Origin of the sequence: Streptomyces sp. CC0208 (assembly GCF_003443735.1) — a bacterium.
Classification (GTDB): Bacteria; Actinomycetota; Actinomycetes; order Streptomycetales; family Streptomycetaceae; genus Streptomyces; species Streptomyces sviceus.
Genome location: NZ_CP031969.1, coordinates 5864781 through 5879106, shown reverse-complemented (window position 1 = coordinate 5879106; position 14326 = coordinate 5864781). Strand labels below are relative to the sequence as shown.

Genomic DNA, 14326 nt, shown 5'->3' with positions numbered 1-14326 from the left:
TCTCCTTGTGGCTGACTTCTCGGATTCTGCCGGGGCCAGAACGGCTCCGGCGGATAGCCGCCCGGAGGACTTCTAGTAGGAGAGACACACGGGCGTGCAGCTTGCATAGTAACGGCAGCGGCGACACGCCCCAAAGGCGATCACGGACTCGGTCACGCGAGCTGATCGCGCAGGTGGTCGGGGTGGCGGGATTTGAACCCACGGCCTTCCGCTCCCAAAGCGGACGCGCTACCAAGCTGCGCCACACCCCGTCTGGTGCGACACGTAGGGTACATGCCCGCAGGCAGCGGGGTTGCCGCATTTCCCGAGCCAGGGCCCGGGAACGGTCCGACACCGCCCACCTGAGCGGCCTCCAAGCCCTGCCGGGCCGGATGAATCGAACCCGGACGCCACGCGCCGCGGGCGGGCGGACACGGTGCCGTACCTCGCGGCCGGGCGCATCGCAGCCGGCCGCACACGATCCCGGGCCGTGTGCCGCTGTGGCCGGTGTGGCCGGTGTGGCACGAGGGGGTCAGGTGTCACACCCACGCTCGTCCGTGAGTCGGACGGAAGGGGTGTGCGGCGAGGGGTGACGACCCGGTACGATGCATTCGTGCCGTCGGTCACCTGACCGCGGCGCCTGCTGTGCGGGCGTAGCTCAATGGTAGAGCCCTAGTCTTCCAAACTAGCTACGCGGGTTCGATTCCCGTCGCCCGCTCCGAGAAGGCCTCCGGCCCGGTCCCCCAGGGGATCGGGCCGGAGGCCTTTCGATGTGTCCGTCCCGTGGTGCGGGGCTAGAACTGGATCGAGTTGATGGTCTCCGCTATCGAGTCCAGGAAGCGTTGGATGTCGTCGGCCATGCCGGTGGAGGCGAGGAAGAAGCCGAAGAGCACCGCGACTATGGCGGGGCCTGCCTTGATGGAGCCTCCCCGCATCAACACCACCAGGATGATCCCCAACAGCAGCACCACTGACAGCGAAATGGCCACAACTGATCACACCCTCGGTCGGTCCCGCTCTCCCGGCCCGGGGACGCGACCCCGCGACCCCCGCCAGAACCATCGTGCCACCAACGCGGCCCGCATATGCGGCCGGTGAGCCAACGTTTGGCCATGCCGATACACGCCCCGCACCCCCTGGCCGGTTCCCTTCGGTCTCCGGTCACCTCGTCCGCACATTCCGTCCGCAGGGAATTCGAAGCATCGCCACAGTGGTGCGACAGCCACGGTTATGCGGCTTTTCAGGGGGATTAATCCTGACAATACAGGCCTGCTGAAGACGGCTCAGAAGTGAACAACCGGCCACGAGACGGCTGGATTTACGGAAACACACAGCCGGGGCTAGGGTGCCTCAGATGTTTCCAGCCGCCGCCGACGCCGTCCCCCGTCCGCGCTCGCCCGAGAGCCCGCAAACCGCGCCTCCCGGCAGAGAACGCGACGCCTTCTTCGACAACGCCAAGTACCTGGCGATCGTCCTGGTGGCCGTCGCGCACTCCTGGGAGCCACTCAAGGGCGACAGCCGGATCCTGGAGGGCGTGTACACGGTCGTGTACTCGTTCCACATGCCGGCGTTCATCGTCATCTCCGGCTTCTTCTCGCGCAGTTTCGACATGCGGCCGGACCGGCTGAAGCGGCTCGTCACCGGTGTCGCGGTGCCGTACATCGTCTTCGAGACGGCGTACTCCCTCTTCAAGCGCTACGCGGACCACGACCCGGGCATGGAGATCAGCCTCCTGGACCCGTGGTTCCTGACCTGGTTCCTGGTGGCGCTGTTCATCTGGCGGCTGACCACACCGATATGGAAGCTGGTGCGGTGGCCGCTGCCGCTCGCGCTCGGCATCGCGATGCTGGCCTCCGTGACCCCGGACATCGGCGACGACCTGGATCTCCAGCGGGTGCTGCAGTTCCTGCCGTACTTCGTGCTGGGCCTGGTCATGAAGCCCGAGCACTTCCAAATGGTGCGCCGGCGCTCGGTGCGGATCGTGGCGGTGCCGGTGTTCGCGGCCGCCCTCGCGGTCGGCTGGTGGGCGGTGCCGCGCATGAACACCGAGTGGTTCTACCACCGCAACGCCGTCCAGGAGATGGGCGCGCCCTGGTGGACGGGCCCGGTCATGGTGCTGGCCATGTTCGGCAGTTCGCTGCTGCTGACGGCCTGTTTCTTCGCCTGGGTGCCGGGCCGGCGCATGTGGTTCACCGCACTCGGCGCGGGCACGCTGTACGGCTATCTGCTGCACGGCTTCCTGATCAAGGGCGCCGGTTTCGCGGACTGGTTCGACCACGCCTGGCTGCACCGGCCGGCCGGTGAGCTCTTCGTGAGCGCCCTGGCGGCGATCGCCGTCACCCTGCTGTGCACCGCGCCGGTGCGCCGGGTCTTCCGGTTCGTGATGGAGCCCGACATGAACTGGGCGTTCAAGAAGGACGCCCCCGACGTGGCCCGGGCGCGCGAGCGGAAGGCGGCGCCGCGCGAGAAGGCCGGCGTCTAGACGGACCCGCGGCTCAGACCGAGAAGCGCACGCATTCCCGCGTACTTCTCGGTCAGTCGTGTGCGGGTCGCCTCGTCGAGGACCGCCAGGCGCGCCGGGTCCGCGTTGTGCGCCAGGTCGGCTACTTTCACCAGTAGCGCGCCCGGGGTCGCCAGGATGCGCCCGGCGTACGCCTCGGGCGGCTCTCCGGCCCGCTTGGTGACGGCGAGCACGATGTCCTTCGTACGACGGCTCAACGCGGCCTCGTCGAGCCAGTGTTCGGGAAGGGCGTCGTCCTCGACGGCGTCGTGCAGCCAGGCCGCCGCGATCTGGTCGTCGTCACCGCCTCGCGCGCGTACGCCCTCGGCGACGGCCCTCAGGTGTTCAGCGTAGGGCCGGCCGGCCTTGTCGGTCTGGCCCTCGTGTGCGGCGCGGGCGAGAGCCTCGACCTCGGCCAGGGTCAACTCGTCGGTCATTCCTCCAGTGTGTCGCGCCGCAGCGGCGCGCGGGCCCGGGGCCGACCACGGTGAGGCCGAGCGCGATGGTCGTGCCCGCGTAGGCCCCGTGGACGAGCCGCGGTAGGTACGGCTCCTCCCGGGACGAACTACACGAACGACACAGCCGACACAAAGACAGGTAAGGCGGACGGCTAGTGCGGCATCGCCTGAGCCGTGGGCCCCTCGCGGCAGATCAGCAGCAGCGCCCGGTCGTCGTTGACGTCCTTCGCCACCGCCTCGATCAGATGCCAGGCGGCGCCGTGGAAGCCGCCGGCCACATACCGGTCGGCCTCCCCGGTCAGCCGGTCGATGCCCTCGACTATGTCGCGTTCGGACGTCTCCACCAGACCGTCGGTGAAGAGCATCAGGACGTCACCGGGACGCAGTGATCCCTTGACCGGGTCGAACTGGGCACCGTCGTAGACACCGAGGAGAGGACCCTCCGCGGCCTTCTCCTCCCAGCGGCCGCTGCCCGCGCTGAGCTGAAGCCCCGGCGGATGGCCGGCCGAGTAGAGCTCGTAGTCGCCGGAGTCGAGGTCCAGGACCAGGTGGATCGAGGTCGCGAAGCCCTCGTCCCAGTCCTGGCGGAGCAGATAGCCGTTCGCGGCGGGCAGGAAGGCGTGCGGGGGCAGCGAACCCAGCAGGCCGCCGAACGCCCCGGACAGCAGCAGGGCACGGGATCCCGCGTCCATGCCCTTGCCGGAGACGTCCGTCAGGACGACCTCCAGCGTCCGGCCGCCGTTCGTACGGGCCGCGACCACGAAGTCGCCGGAGAAGGACTGCCCGCCCGCGGGACGCAGCGCCATCTCCCGGTGCCAGCCCTGCGGCAGGTGCGGCAGCTTGCTCTGCACCCGGATGCGTTCGCGCAGGTCGAACAGCATGGTGCCGCCGCGCCGCCAGGGCACCCCGACCCGGCTGCGGAACTGGGCGATCAGCAGGCCGAAGGAGCCGCAGGCGGCCACGACCAGGACCACGCCCGGGGTGACCCGGGACGGCCCCTCGGTGTACGGCCCGAGCCGCACCGACTCCACGATCAGGGCGGTCGCGGCCGCCGCGTACAGACCGAGCAGGCTCGCCGGGCGCAGCAGCAGACCGCCGGCGACGATGGGCAGGACCAGCGCGGACGGTGAGCACCACACCGAGTTCATCAAGGTGACGGCCGTGATCACCGGGACGGTCAGGAGCAGCCCTGCGAGCGCGACCCAGTCCGAGCCGTCGCCGCGGAAGTAGTCCACGGCGCTTCTGCGCAGCCCGACGCGGACCCGGTGCCACTGCATCTTCAACCGGGCCGTGAACGTATCGGCTTCCGCGCGCCGCTCTCGTCCTGCTGCCATTAGTTCGGGACCTTATCCGTCGAACCCCCTGCTTGGCACAGGAGGTACGACTTGTCCCCCGTGCGAGGTTCAACTTCACAGTGGTTCAAGGGCGGTACCCGCCACGGCTCACGACGGGCCCCGGCGAAATTCTCTCGCTCCTCCCGCAACGCCCTGGTAGGCATGGTTCATGGGGACAGACTTGCGGGTGCTTCGGCAGGACGACTGGCACGAGTGGTACGGCAGCCTGATCCGCGCCTTCGGCGGGGTTCCGGAGTCGGCCGAGGAGCGGGAGCTGTTTCGTGAGCTCACCGCGTACGACCGCTCCATCGGCGTCTGGGACGGCGAGCGGTGCGTGGGGACGGCGGGGGCGTTCGGCTTCCGGCTGACCGTGCCGGGCGGCGCCTCCGTGCCCGCGGCCGGCGTCACCATGGTCAGCGTGGCCGGCACGCACCGGCGGCGCGGGCTGCTGACCTCGATGATGCGCCGCCAGCTGGACGACGTGCGCTCCTGGGGCGAGCCGCTGGCCGTGCTCACCGCCTCCGAGCCGGTGATCTACGGCCGGTTCGGGTACGGCGTGGGCACCTACCACGTCAACGCCGAGATCGACACGACCCGGGTACGGCTGTCCGTGCCGCCCGGCACGGACGACGTACGGCTGCGGTACGCGGCGCCCGCCGACGTGCTCGACGCGTGCGAGGCGGTGTACGCCCGGCTCGTGCCCCGGCGGCCCGGGATGGTCGCCCGCGTCCCGGGCTGGGAGCGGCTGTGGCTGCTCGACCCGGAGAGCGACCGGGGTGGTGCCTCGCCGCTGCAGTGCGTGGTGGCGGAGCGGGACGGGGAGGTCGTGGGGTTCGTGCGGTACCGGGTCAAGGCGGACTGGGAGCCGGCCGGGCCCAAGGGCACGGTGGTGGTCTCCGACCTGGAGGCGCTGGATCCGGCCACGCACGGCGCGCTGTGGCGATTCCTCTTCGACCTCGACCTCACCTCACGGATCGACGCCCGGCGGCGACCGGTCGACGAGGCCTGGCAGTACCTGGTCTCCGACGTCCGCCGCTGCTCGCTGCTGGTGCGGGACTCGCTGCATGTGCGGCTGGTGGACGTGGGGGCCGCGCTGGAGGCGCGGACCTATCAGACGCCGGTGGACGTGGTGTTGGAGGTCGAGGACTCCTTCTGCCCCTGGAACAGCGGGCGTTGGCGGCTCAGCGGGGACGCGAAGGGCGCGTCGTGCGCGCGTACCACGGACACGGCCGATCTCGCCCTGTCCGTACGGGAGTTGGGAGCGGCCTATCTCGGCGGCGTGAGCCTCGCCTCGCTGGCGGGAGCCGGACTGGTGCGCGAGGTGCGGAAGGGGGCGCTGGCCGAGGCGGCGGTGGGGTTCGGGTCGGCGGTGGCGCCCTGGCTGCCGCACGGGTTCTAGGGCCCTGTCCTCACCGGCTCTGGCAGGCCGGGCACCAGAAGAGGTTGCGGGCGGCGAGATCGGCGGTGCGGATCTCGCCGCCACAGATGTGACAGGGCAGGGTGGCCCTGCGGTACACGTAGACCTCGCCGCCGTGGTCGTCGACGCGGGGCGGGCGGCCCATCGCCTCCGGGGTGTGCTCGGGGCGGACGGTGTCGATGCGGTTGTTCCGGACGCCCTCGCGCATGAGCTCGACGAGGTCGGCCCAGATCGCGTCCCACTCGGCGGGAGTGAGGTCCTTGCCCGCGCGGTACGGGTCGACGCGGTGCCGGAAGAGGACCTCAGCGCGGTAGACGTTGCCCACGCCCGCGATGACCTTCTGGTCCATCAGCAGGGCGGCGATCGTCGTACGGCTGCGGGAGATCCGCCGGTACGCGGTGTGCGGGTCGGCGTCCTCGCGGAGGGGGTCCGGGCCGAGGCGGTCGTGTATCGACCGCTTCTCGGCGGGGGTGATCAGGGCGCAGGTCGTGGGGCCGCGCAGGTCGACGTAGGCCGTGGTGTTCGCGAGCCGGAGGCGGACCGTGTCGGTGGGCGGGGGTGCGGGGGCCGGGCCGAAGGTGACCTTGCCGAAGAGGCCGAGGTGGATGTGGACCCAGTCGGTGTCCCGGAAGCCGAGGAAGAGGTGTTTGCCGTGGGCCTCGGTGCGGGTGAGTTCGGAGCCGGTGAGGAGGGCGGCGGCGTCGGAGAACTTGCCCTGCGGACTGGTGACGTGGGGTTTCGCGCCTTGGAAGGCGGCGGCGTAGTCCTGGGCCAGGCGGTGGATGGTGTGCCCTTCAGGCACGGTGGCTCCTTCGTCGTCTGCCGGTGGGGGTGGCTGCCGGCCTTTTTCGCCCCCGCCGCCCCTACCCGTCCCGTCACCAGGGGGCGCTGCCCCCCTTCGACCCCTGCTCCTCAAACGCCGAAGGGGCTGGATTTCGCGCAGGTGACCCAGTCAGGGGCGCGGGGAACTGCGCGACCAGCCCCCACGCACCCGCACCCGGCCGACAACCCCCGCCGCCCCACCGCCGGAGGCTACTGCTGCGGGTGGTGGGCCGGGATCGCCGGCAGGCCGCCCGTCGTCTCGTAGGCGGACAGCATGTCGATGCGGCGCTGGTGGCGCTCGTCGCCGGAGAACGGGGTGGCGAGGAAGGTCTCGACGAACTTCGTCGCCTCCTCCGCGGAGTGCATGCGGGCGCCGACCGCGACGACGTTGGCGTTGTTGTGCTGGCGGCCCAGCGACGCGGTCTCCTCGCTCCAGGCGAGGGCCGCCCGGACGCCCTTGACCTTGTTCGCGGCGATCTGCTCGCCGTTGCCGGAGCCACCGATCACGATGCCGAGGGAGTCGGCGTCGGCGGCGGTGCGCTCGGCGGCGCGGAGGCAGAACGGCGGGTAGTCGTCCTGGGCGTCGTAGATGTGGGGGCCGCAGTCGACCACGTCGTGGCCGGCCGCCTTGAGCCAGTCGACGAGGTGGTTCTTGAGTTCGAAGCCCGCATGGTCGGAGCCGAGATACACGCGCATGAGATGAGTGTGACACGGCTGTTTCGGGGCAGCAGCCCCGGGTGTCGGCCAGGAAAACTATGGACCCGACAATGGAACCTCAAGGAAACCTCAAGTAACAATCTGGATTCAAAGGTTCACGAACTTCTTTGCCTCCGTTTCACTGGACCGACCCGTACACCGCTCGTGCGGGAATCCCCACACCAGGCACGAAGGAATTCCCCGTATGACTGGTCTCCAGGCCGGACTCAAGAACCGTCACCTCTCGATGATCGCCATCGGCGGTGTCATCGGAGCGGGCCTTTTCGTGGGCTCCAGCTCCGGTATCGCCACCGCCGGCCCCGGCATCCTGCTCTCGTACGCCCTCGTCGGCACGCTGGTCGTCCTCGTGATGCGGATGCTCGGTGAGATGTCCGCCGCGAACCCGAACTCCGGCTCCTTCTCGGCGCACGCCGACCGGGCCCTCGGGCGCTGGGCCGGCTTCTCCATCGGCTGGCTGTACTGGTTCTTCTGGGTCGTCGTGCTCGCCGTCGAGGCGACCGCCGGCGCCAAGATCCTCGAAGGGTGGATACCCGCCGTACCGCAATGGGGGTGGGCGCTGATCGTGATGGTGGTGCTGACCGCCACCAACCTCGTCTCCGTGGGGTCCTACGGCGAGTTCGAGTTCTGGTTCGCCGGGATCAAGGTCGTCGCGATCGGCGCGTTCATCGTCATCGGCCTGCTCGCCGTGTTCGGCGTCCTGCCGGGCGTCGACGCCGACCAGGCGGGGCTCTCCAACCTCACCGACCACGGCGGTTTCCTGCCGCACGGGCCCGGCGCCATCCTCACCGGTGTGCTGCTCGTCGTCTTCTCCTTCATGGGCAGCGAGATCGCCACGCTCGCGGCCGGTGAGTCGGAGGACCCGCAGCGGGCCGTGACCAAGTCGACCAACAGCATCATCTGGCGTATCGCGGTCTTCTACCTCGGCTCGATCTTCGTTGTCGTCGCCCTGCTGCCGTGGGACTCCAAGTCCATCCAGGACGACGGCTCCTACGTCGCCGCGCTCGACTCCCTCGGGATCGCGCACGCCGGTCAGATCATGAACTTCATCGTGCTGACCTCGGTGCTGTCCTGTCTCAACTCCGGCCTCTACACCGCCTCCCGGATGGCCTTCTCGCTCGGTGAGCGCGGGGACGCGCCGAAGGCTTTCGCGCGGGTCAACGGCCGGGGTGTGCCGATGGCCGCGATCCTCGCGTCGGTGGTGTTCGGCTTCGTCGCGGTGTTCTTCAACTACCTCTCCCCCGACAAGATCTTCCTCTTCCTCGTCAACTCCTCCGGTGCGGTGGCCCTGTTCGTGTGGCTGGTCATCTGCTTCTCGCAGCTGCGGATGCGGAAGATCATCCAGGCGGAGGCGCCGGAGAAGCTGGTCGTGAAGATGTGGCTGTACCCGTATCTGACCTGGGCGACGGCCGCGTTGATCGTGTTCGTCCTCGGCTACATGCTGACCGACACGGAGCACGACGGACGGGAGACCGTGCTGCTGTCGCTGCTCGTCGCGGCGGTGGTGCTGGTCATCGCCGTGGTGAAGGAGAAGGCCGGACGCGGGCGGGCGGGTGCCGCGCCGGCGGGTGAGGTGACGGACAAGGTCTCCGTCAGCTGAACGGACGTGTGAGCGGGGCCCCGTGGCGTGTGCCGCGGGGCCCTTTTCGTGTGCGTTTCCCGAGTGTGCTCACAGGACGGTGAAGCTGTCCTTGACCTTCTCGTACGTCTCCAGAGCCTGTGTCTCGATGTCCGGCTGGTACCAGGTGTTGATCTGGTACGACTTGTCGCCCGCGTTGAAGCCGAGCAGTTGGGCGTGCCAGGGGACGCCGCCGAGGGTGAAGGTGTACTCCCAGACGACCGCGGGGTGATCGCGGAACGTCGTCTCCTCCAAGCGGATCTTGCGGTAGTCCTGGCCCTGGTGGGCGTTCTGCTCGGAGGTCCTCCAAGTCTCCATCAGGTCGCCGCGGGCGAGCGAGGACTTGGCCGCGAGCTCCTGCCGTCCGTCCGGCGAGGTGTAGTGGACCTCGGCTCCCGTCTTCACGTCCCGCCGCCAGCCGTTGGGGGTCTTCCACGCGAATCCGCCGGCCTCCTCGTGTGCGCCGGGTGGGAGCGAACGGGGGCGGGCGGTGCCCTCGACGGTGGAGGACGGGGTGCCGGGGGTGGAGGCGCCGGGCGCCGAGGAGGAAGCGGAGGCGGAGGCGGACGTGGAGCTGTCCGCCCTGTCGTCACCGGGCGAGCCGGACGTCGTGGCGAGGATGATCGCGACGACGACTGCACTCGCGGCGACCACGCTTCCGGCGGCGACCAGGGCGGTCCGGCGCCGGCCCCTGCGGGGAGTGGCGGGGCGGGCGGGGCCGGGGAGTTCGCCCGGGGGGATGCGGTGCGGGTGGGGACCCAGGATCAGGGCGGGGTCGGGGTCGGAGTCGGGGTCCCGGCCGGGGCGGGGGTGGGCGGGGGTGCCGGGATCGGTACGGGGGCCGGCGGCGGGTTCGTCGCTGCTGGAGCCGGGGTGGACGGTGCCTCGCGACTCTGATGCGGGGGCGGGACGGGCAGGGTCGGGGTGGTGGGGTCGGCGGCGGGTCGGCGGTACCGGACCGACACGGGTGGGAGCGGAGGCCGCGTGCGTGGGGGTGTCCCGTGTCGGCGCGTCCGGCATCGGGAAGTGCTCCGTGGGGACGCCCGCCGCGAGGGAGTCCTGAGTGGGGGCGCTCGCGAGGGGCGTACTGGTCGTGGTGGCACCTGCCCGGAGTGCGGCTCCCCCTGAGTTCCCGGGCGGCGTCTGCGACCGAACCTCCGAACGCTCCTCTGAGACAGCCTCGGTGGAGGCACTGGCGCGCTGGTCGGCCGACGGCGCCGGGAGTCGGGGCGGCGCGAACGGCTCGTCGGGGAGGCCGAGTTCGGACCTCGCGGCTACGGCCGCGTCCGCCGCGTCCGGGGCCGAGCCCTCTCCTCCCGTCCCGTCCGGCGCAGCGACGGACCGAGCCCCGTCAGACGACGAGCCCGGATCTCGGGCCACACCCGCCTCCGGGGACTCATGCCCGGGCGGTACGGCATCCGAGGGCTCCGGCGCCGTGTGCGAGCGCGTGGCGCTACTCGCACCCGAGAGGCCCGGCACCGCATCCTCCACCTCGGCAGGGTCACCTACAGCTGCCTCGGTCTCCGGCTCCGGCACCCGCGGATCCCGTACCGCCCGTACGACCCGCGTCTCCGGGTCGGCCGGTGTGGGCAGCTCCTGCTTTGTCCACCTCACCGGCGGGGGCTCCGACGTGTCCGTTGAACCAGCGGGCGGTCCCGGCAGAGTTACCGCGTCCGGAGCGTCTCCCCTCACATCGCTCAAGGGTCCCGGCAAGTCCGGTGATCCCGGGCCGTCCGGCGCACCGGGTCCCTCCGCGCTCCCCGGACCGCTCAGCCCTTCGGACGCCTGCCTCGCTCCGGCGACTCCGCCCGCACCCCGCGCCGGCGAAGTGCCCGAACCACCCGGCGTCCCAAAAGCTTCCGGCCCCCTCGGATCTTTGGGGCCCCTCAGCTCTCCCTCGGCCCACGCCGGTGCAGAGGTCCCCGCCCGTTCCGATGCCGAGGCCGCCGCCGACTGAAGCGCCCCATCAGCCTGTCCGGACTCCGCCCCTCGCGCAGAGTCCTCCTCTCCTGCACCCGGCGCGCCCTCCATCCGCAAAGTCGGCGTAGGCGCCGGGAACGCCACCGTGTGCAGGGCCGCCTCCGCCTCGTCCAGGCTCGGGCGTATCGAGGGGTCCTTCTCCAGCAGGGCCGTGAGGATGTCGGTCAACGGGCCCGCCGCCGCGGGGAGTTCCGGCTCCTCGTAGAGGACGGCGTGCAGCGTGGCCAGGGTCGTGTCGCGGGAGAAGGGGGAGCGGCCGCCCAGGGCCGCGCACAGGGTCGCGCCGAGGGACCAGATGTCCGACGGCGGACCCTGCGGGCGGCCGGAGACCCGCTCGGGGGCCATGTAGTCGGGGGAGCCGACGAGCATGCCGACCATGGTGAGCGCCTTGGCGTCCTGCATCGCGGCGATGCCGAAGTCCGTCAGCACGATCCGGCGGCCGGTGCGGTCGCCGGACTCCACCAGGACGTTCCCGGGCTTGATGTCCCGGTGCAGGACGCCTCGCGCGTGGACCTGGCGCAGAGCCCGCACCAGCCCCAGGCCGAGGAGCGCCGTGTCGCGTGGGCCGAGCGGGCCGTCCTCCACGGTCATCCGTTCCAGCGAGCGTCCCTTGACCAACTCCATGACGATCCAGAGGCGTTCGCCCTCGTCCACGACGTCGTAGACCCGTACGACGTTGGGGTGGTCGATCCGGGCCGTGGCCCTGGCCTCGCGCAGGGTCCGTTCACGGCGGGTGCGGGTGTCCTCCGCGTCGAGGCCGTCGATCCGCATCTCCTTGACCGCGACCTGCCGGTCGAGCATTTCGTCGGCGGCCCGCCACACCCGCCCCATTCCCCCCTGGCCGATACTCTCGACCAGGCGATAACGCCCTGTCACCAGGAGCCCTGGAACTCCGCCGCGCCTCGCATTTCCCGTGTCTCCCGTATTCCCCGGCAATCCGCTGCACCCCCTCAACGATGTCCCGAGTGGAACACAATGGTCACACTTCGCGCCGTACCAGCATAGTGCGGAGAAATCTTGTGGTACCTCTTCAAGTACTGCGAATTCAGGCGCAGCCAAGGGGGGCGAACATGAGTTCTCGTCGTATGACGACCATTGCCGGATCGCTGGTCGCGGCATCTTTCTCGACGGTGATGATCTTTTCCTGCACCGCGAGCGCGGACGAGGGACCCGCCAGCAGCAAGGGGGGAAAGGCCGTTGACGAGGCGCCGGCCGGTGTGAAGCTGACGACGACACTGCCGGAGAAGATCTCCGTCGACAACAGCTCGCAGAAGACCGACCTCACGGCGGGCGTGAAGAACGACGGGAGCAAGGACAGCGGAAAAATCAGGCTCTTGGTCGTCGGTTTCGACGGCCTTACGGTCAAAAACGTTCAAGGCTGCTCTCCGATCGAAGAAAAGGATCTGCCGGAGGGCTCGAACAGCGGATTCGTCTGCCCCATCGACAATCTCGCGGCCGGTAAGTCGAAGTCGTACGCCGTCGACGCGACATTCGATCTCAAGAAGACCGGAAAGATCTGTCTGCCGGTGCAGACCGGCGACGGGAAGAAGACGTTCTGGCAGCAGGGCCCGGTTCCGTTCGGTACGACGAACCCGTCGCCGAACGCCCCGGCCACCCCGCTGCTCCTGGGCACCGACAACAAGCCGGTGGCACCGGGCGGGGACACCCCGAGCGAGTTGCCGAAGACCGGCGCGGAACGTGAGCTGCTGCCGCTCGGGGCCGCGGGCGCCTCGCTGATGGCGGCGGGCATGGCCGGGCTGTGGTGGTCGCAGCGGCGGCCGCGGCACACCGTCTGATCCGGAGCGGCAAACCGAGGAACCCGGCGGAAGACCGGCGGAGGCATAACCTGACGGAAGCTGTCAGGTTATGCCTCCAGCATGTCCGGCATGAACAGCTCGATCCACGACGAAGTCACCAGTTTCCAGACCGGGTTCGCCCTGCGACCCGACCTCGTGTTCCCGGTCCGCTCCCTCGACGTGGTCACCGGGGACGGCCGGCTGCGGCAGGTCACCGAGGGGGACGAGCTGTACTGGGGCCTTCTCGGCGGCGGCCACCGCCTCGGGGTCGTCACCGAGCTGGAGATCGGACTCGTCCCTGTGCGGAGGCTCTACGGCGGTTCGCTCGCCTTCGACAGCCGCGAGGTCGATCCGACGGCCCTGCTGCGGGCGTACGAGGAGTGGCCCCGGACCGTCCCGGCCACCCTGAACTCGTCCTTCGCGGCCGTGCCGTATCCGGACGTCCCGGCGCTGCCGCCGCGCCTGCGAGGGCGGTACGTCGTCTCCCGTGCGGGTCGCGTACACGGGCGCCGACGGTGACCGACTCGCCGCCCCGCTGCGGGAGCTCGGCCCGGTGCTCGCGGACTCGCTGCGCGAGATGCCGTACGCCGAGAGCCGCACCATCCACAGCGACCCCGACGCCCCGCACAGCTACTACGGGGACAGCGCGGTGCTCGGCGAACTGGACGTGGAACGGGCCGGTGAGCTGCTCGCACGGACCGGGCCGGACTCCGGGGATGGGGGAGGTCGTCGTACAGCTCAACCACCTGGGCGGCGCGCTGGCGCGGCCGGCGCCGAACTCGGTGCCGTACCGCGAAGGGCGTTTCCTGGTACGGCTGTTGACCATGGGTGAGCGGCTGCGGGCGCGTGCGCTGCTGGACCCGGCGTTCGCGCTCCTCGCGCTCGTCACCCTCGGCCGTACCGTCACTTCGCCTTCGGGGCCGAGACCGGACCGAAGGGCTGTACGACGCCGAAACACGCAAGAGGCTCGCCGAGTTGGAGTCGCGGTACGACCCGGCGAGCCTCTTCAGGAGGGACGTCAGCGCTTGACGAGCTTCCAGGCGGTCGGCAGGACGCCCATCGCCAGGGCCGCCTTGAGGGCGTCGCCGAGGAGGAAGGGCGTGAGGCCGGCCGCGACCGCGGCGGACAGCGACATGTCGGCGGCGTAGGCGAGGTACGGGACGCCGACCGCGTAGATGATCGCCTCGCCTACCAGCATGGCACCTGCCGTCCGCCACACGTTCCGGTCGGCGCCGCGGCGGGCCAGGGCGCCGACGGCGGCGGAAGCCAGGATCATGCCGAGGATGTAGCCGAAGGAGACGGAGAACCCGGAGGTGCCCTGGGCGAACCACGGGAGCCCGGCGAGGCCGGCCAGCGCGTACAGGGCGAGGGAGGCGACACCGCGGCGGGCGCCGAGGGTCGTGCCGACGAGCAGCGCGGCGAAGGTCTGGCCGGTCACCGGCACCGGGGAACCCGGCACGGGCACGGAGAGTTGGGCCGCGAGGCCGGTGAGCGCGGCGCCGCCCACCACGAGCGCGACGTCCCGGACGCGGGAGGCGGGGATCAGGTCGGCGAGGACCTGGCCGGTGCGGACGGGGGCGACGGCGGTGCTCATGGGGACTCCGCGAGGGTGGGAACGGCGAGGGACATCGTGACGCTATCCCAGCGTGTTCCGGCCGATCACCGTCAGCGCCCGACAAAGGGGGGAGCGGGGGCTTGGTGGGCTCCG

General features: G+C 70.5%; 13 protein-coding genes and 2 tRNA genes. 7 read left to right on the top strand and 8 right to left on the bottom strand.

Annotated features, from left to right (window positions below; genetic code table 11):
- Window positions 1-174 precede the first annotated feature (174 nt).
- Window positions 175-251, bottom strand: a tRNA-Pro gene (locus tag D1369_RS27015).
- 375 nt (window positions 252-626) lie between these two features.
- On the opposite strand from D1369_RS27015, the gene D1369_RS27010 reads away from it, so the two are divergent.
- A tRNA-Gly gene (locus tag D1369_RS27010) sits at window positions 627-697 on the top strand.
- A gap of 76 nt (window positions 698-773) precedes the next feature.
- On the opposite strand, the gene D1369_RS27005 is transcribed toward D1369_RS27010, so the two are convergent.
- On the bottom strand, window positions 774-968 hold the full coding sequence (locus D1369_RS27005) for a hypothetical protein (protein ID WP_007382026.1): 195 nt from the start codon (window positions 966-968) through the stop codon (window positions 774-776).
- A 365-nt stretch (window positions 969-1333) separates the two neighbouring features.
- Here D1369_RS27005 and D1369_RS27000 point away from each other — a divergent pair, with 365 nt between their 5' ends.
- Window positions 1334-2461 (top strand): acyltransferase family protein, encoded by a 1128-nt coding sequence (locus D1369_RS27000; RefSeq protein WP_007382027.1) that lies wholly within the window; start codon window positions 1334-1336, stop codon window positions 2459-2461.
- Here D1369_RS27000 and D1369_RS26995 read toward each other — a convergent pair.
- Together D1369_RS26995 and D1369_RS26990 are read right to left on the bottom strand one after the other, a co-directional pair.
- Window positions 2458-2916 (bottom strand): HD domain-containing protein, encoded by a 459-nt coding sequence (locus D1369_RS26995; protein ID WP_007382028.1) that lies wholly within the window; start codon window positions 2914-2916, stop codon window positions 2458-2460. The two genes, D1369_RS27000 and D1369_RS26995, sit on opposite strands and share 4 nt — an antisense overlap.
- 173 nt (window positions 2917-3089) lie before the next feature.
- Window positions 3090-4271 (bottom strand): PP2C family protein-serine/threonine phosphatase, encoded by a 1182-nt coding sequence (locus tag D1369_RS26990; RefSeq protein WP_007382029.1) that lies wholly within the window; start codon window positions 4269-4271, stop codon window positions 3090-3092.
- 169 nt (window positions 4272-4440) lie between these two features.
- Between D1369_RS26990 and D1369_RS26980 the strand changes: the two genes are divergently transcribed.
- The gene (locus D1369_RS26980; RefSeq protein WP_007382030.1) at window positions 4441-5670 is read left to right on the top strand and encodes a GNAT family N-acetyltransferase; all 1230 of its coding nucleotides are present in this window, start codon (window positions 4441-4443) and stop codon (window positions 5668-5670) included.
- A 10-nt stretch (window positions 5671-5680) separates the two neighbouring features.
- On the opposite strand, the gene D1369_RS26975 is transcribed toward D1369_RS26980, so the two are convergent.
- Both D1369_RS26975 and D1369_RS26970 read right to left on the bottom strand, forming a co-directional pair.
- Window positions 5681-6490 (bottom strand): DNA-formamidopyrimidine glycosylase family protein, encoded by an 810-nt coding sequence (locus tag D1369_RS26975; RefSeq protein WP_007382031.1) that lies wholly within the window; start codon window positions 6488-6490, stop codon window positions 5681-5683.
- Between the two features lie 230 nt (window positions 6491-6720).
- Window positions 6721-7206 (bottom strand): ribose-5-phosphate isomerase, encoded by a 486-nt coding sequence (locus D1369_RS26970; RefSeq protein ID WP_037900024.1) that lies wholly within the window; start codon window positions 7204-7206, stop codon window positions 6721-6723.
- A gap of 205 nt (window positions 7207-7411) precedes the next feature.
- Between D1369_RS26970 and D1369_RS26965 the strand changes: the two genes are divergently transcribed.
- On the top strand, window positions 7412-8824 hold the full coding sequence (locus D1369_RS26965) for an amino acid permease (protein ID WP_037900026.1): 1413 nt from the start codon (window positions 7412-7414) through the stop codon (window positions 8822-8824).
- A gap of 69 nt (window positions 8825-8893) precedes the next feature.
- On the opposite strand, the gene D1369_RS44580 is transcribed toward D1369_RS26965, so the two are convergent.
- Window positions 8894-11698 carry a serine/threonine protein kinase gene (locus D1369_RS44580; protein WP_276147311.1) on the bottom strand — a complete coding sequence of 935 codons (2805 nt, stop codon included), beginning with the start codon at window positions 11696-11698 and terminating at the stop codon, window positions 8894-8896.
- Window positions 11699-11892: 194 nt separating this feature from the next.
- On the opposite strand from D1369_RS44580, the gene D1369_RS26955 reads away from it, so the two are divergent.
- The 3 genes from D1369_RS26955 to D1369_RS44015 all read left to right on the top strand — a co-directional run bounded on the left by D1369_RS26955 (window position 11893) and on the right by D1369_RS44015 (window position 13450).
- Window positions 11893-12618: an LPXTG cell wall anchor domain-containing protein gene (locus tag D1369_RS26955; protein WP_037900031.1), complete on the top strand. Its 726-nt coding sequence runs from the start codon at window positions 11893-11895 to the stop codon at window positions 12616-12618.
- Between the two features lie 90 nt (window positions 12619-12708).
- Entirely contained in the window at window positions 12709-13137 is a 429-nt protein-coding gene (locus D1369_RS44020; protein WP_240436100.1) for a hypothetical protein, read from the top strand.
- Window positions 13106-13450, top strand: a complete 345-nt coding sequence (locus D1369_RS44015; RefSeq protein WP_237557626.1) for a hypothetical protein — start codon at window positions 13106-13108, stop codon at window positions 13448-13450. Before D1369_RS44020 ends, D1369_RS44015 begins: the two co-directional genes overlap by 32 nt.
- A gap of 186 nt (window positions 13451-13636) precedes the next feature.
- On the opposite strand, the gene D1369_RS26945 is transcribed toward D1369_RS44015, so the two are convergent.
- Window positions 13637-14212: a biotin transporter BioY gene (locus D1369_RS26945; protein ID WP_007382035.1), complete on the bottom strand. Its 576-nt coding sequence runs from the start codon at window positions 14210-14212 to the stop codon at window positions 13637-13639.
- Between the last annotated feature and the right edge of the window lie 114 nt (window positions 14213-14326).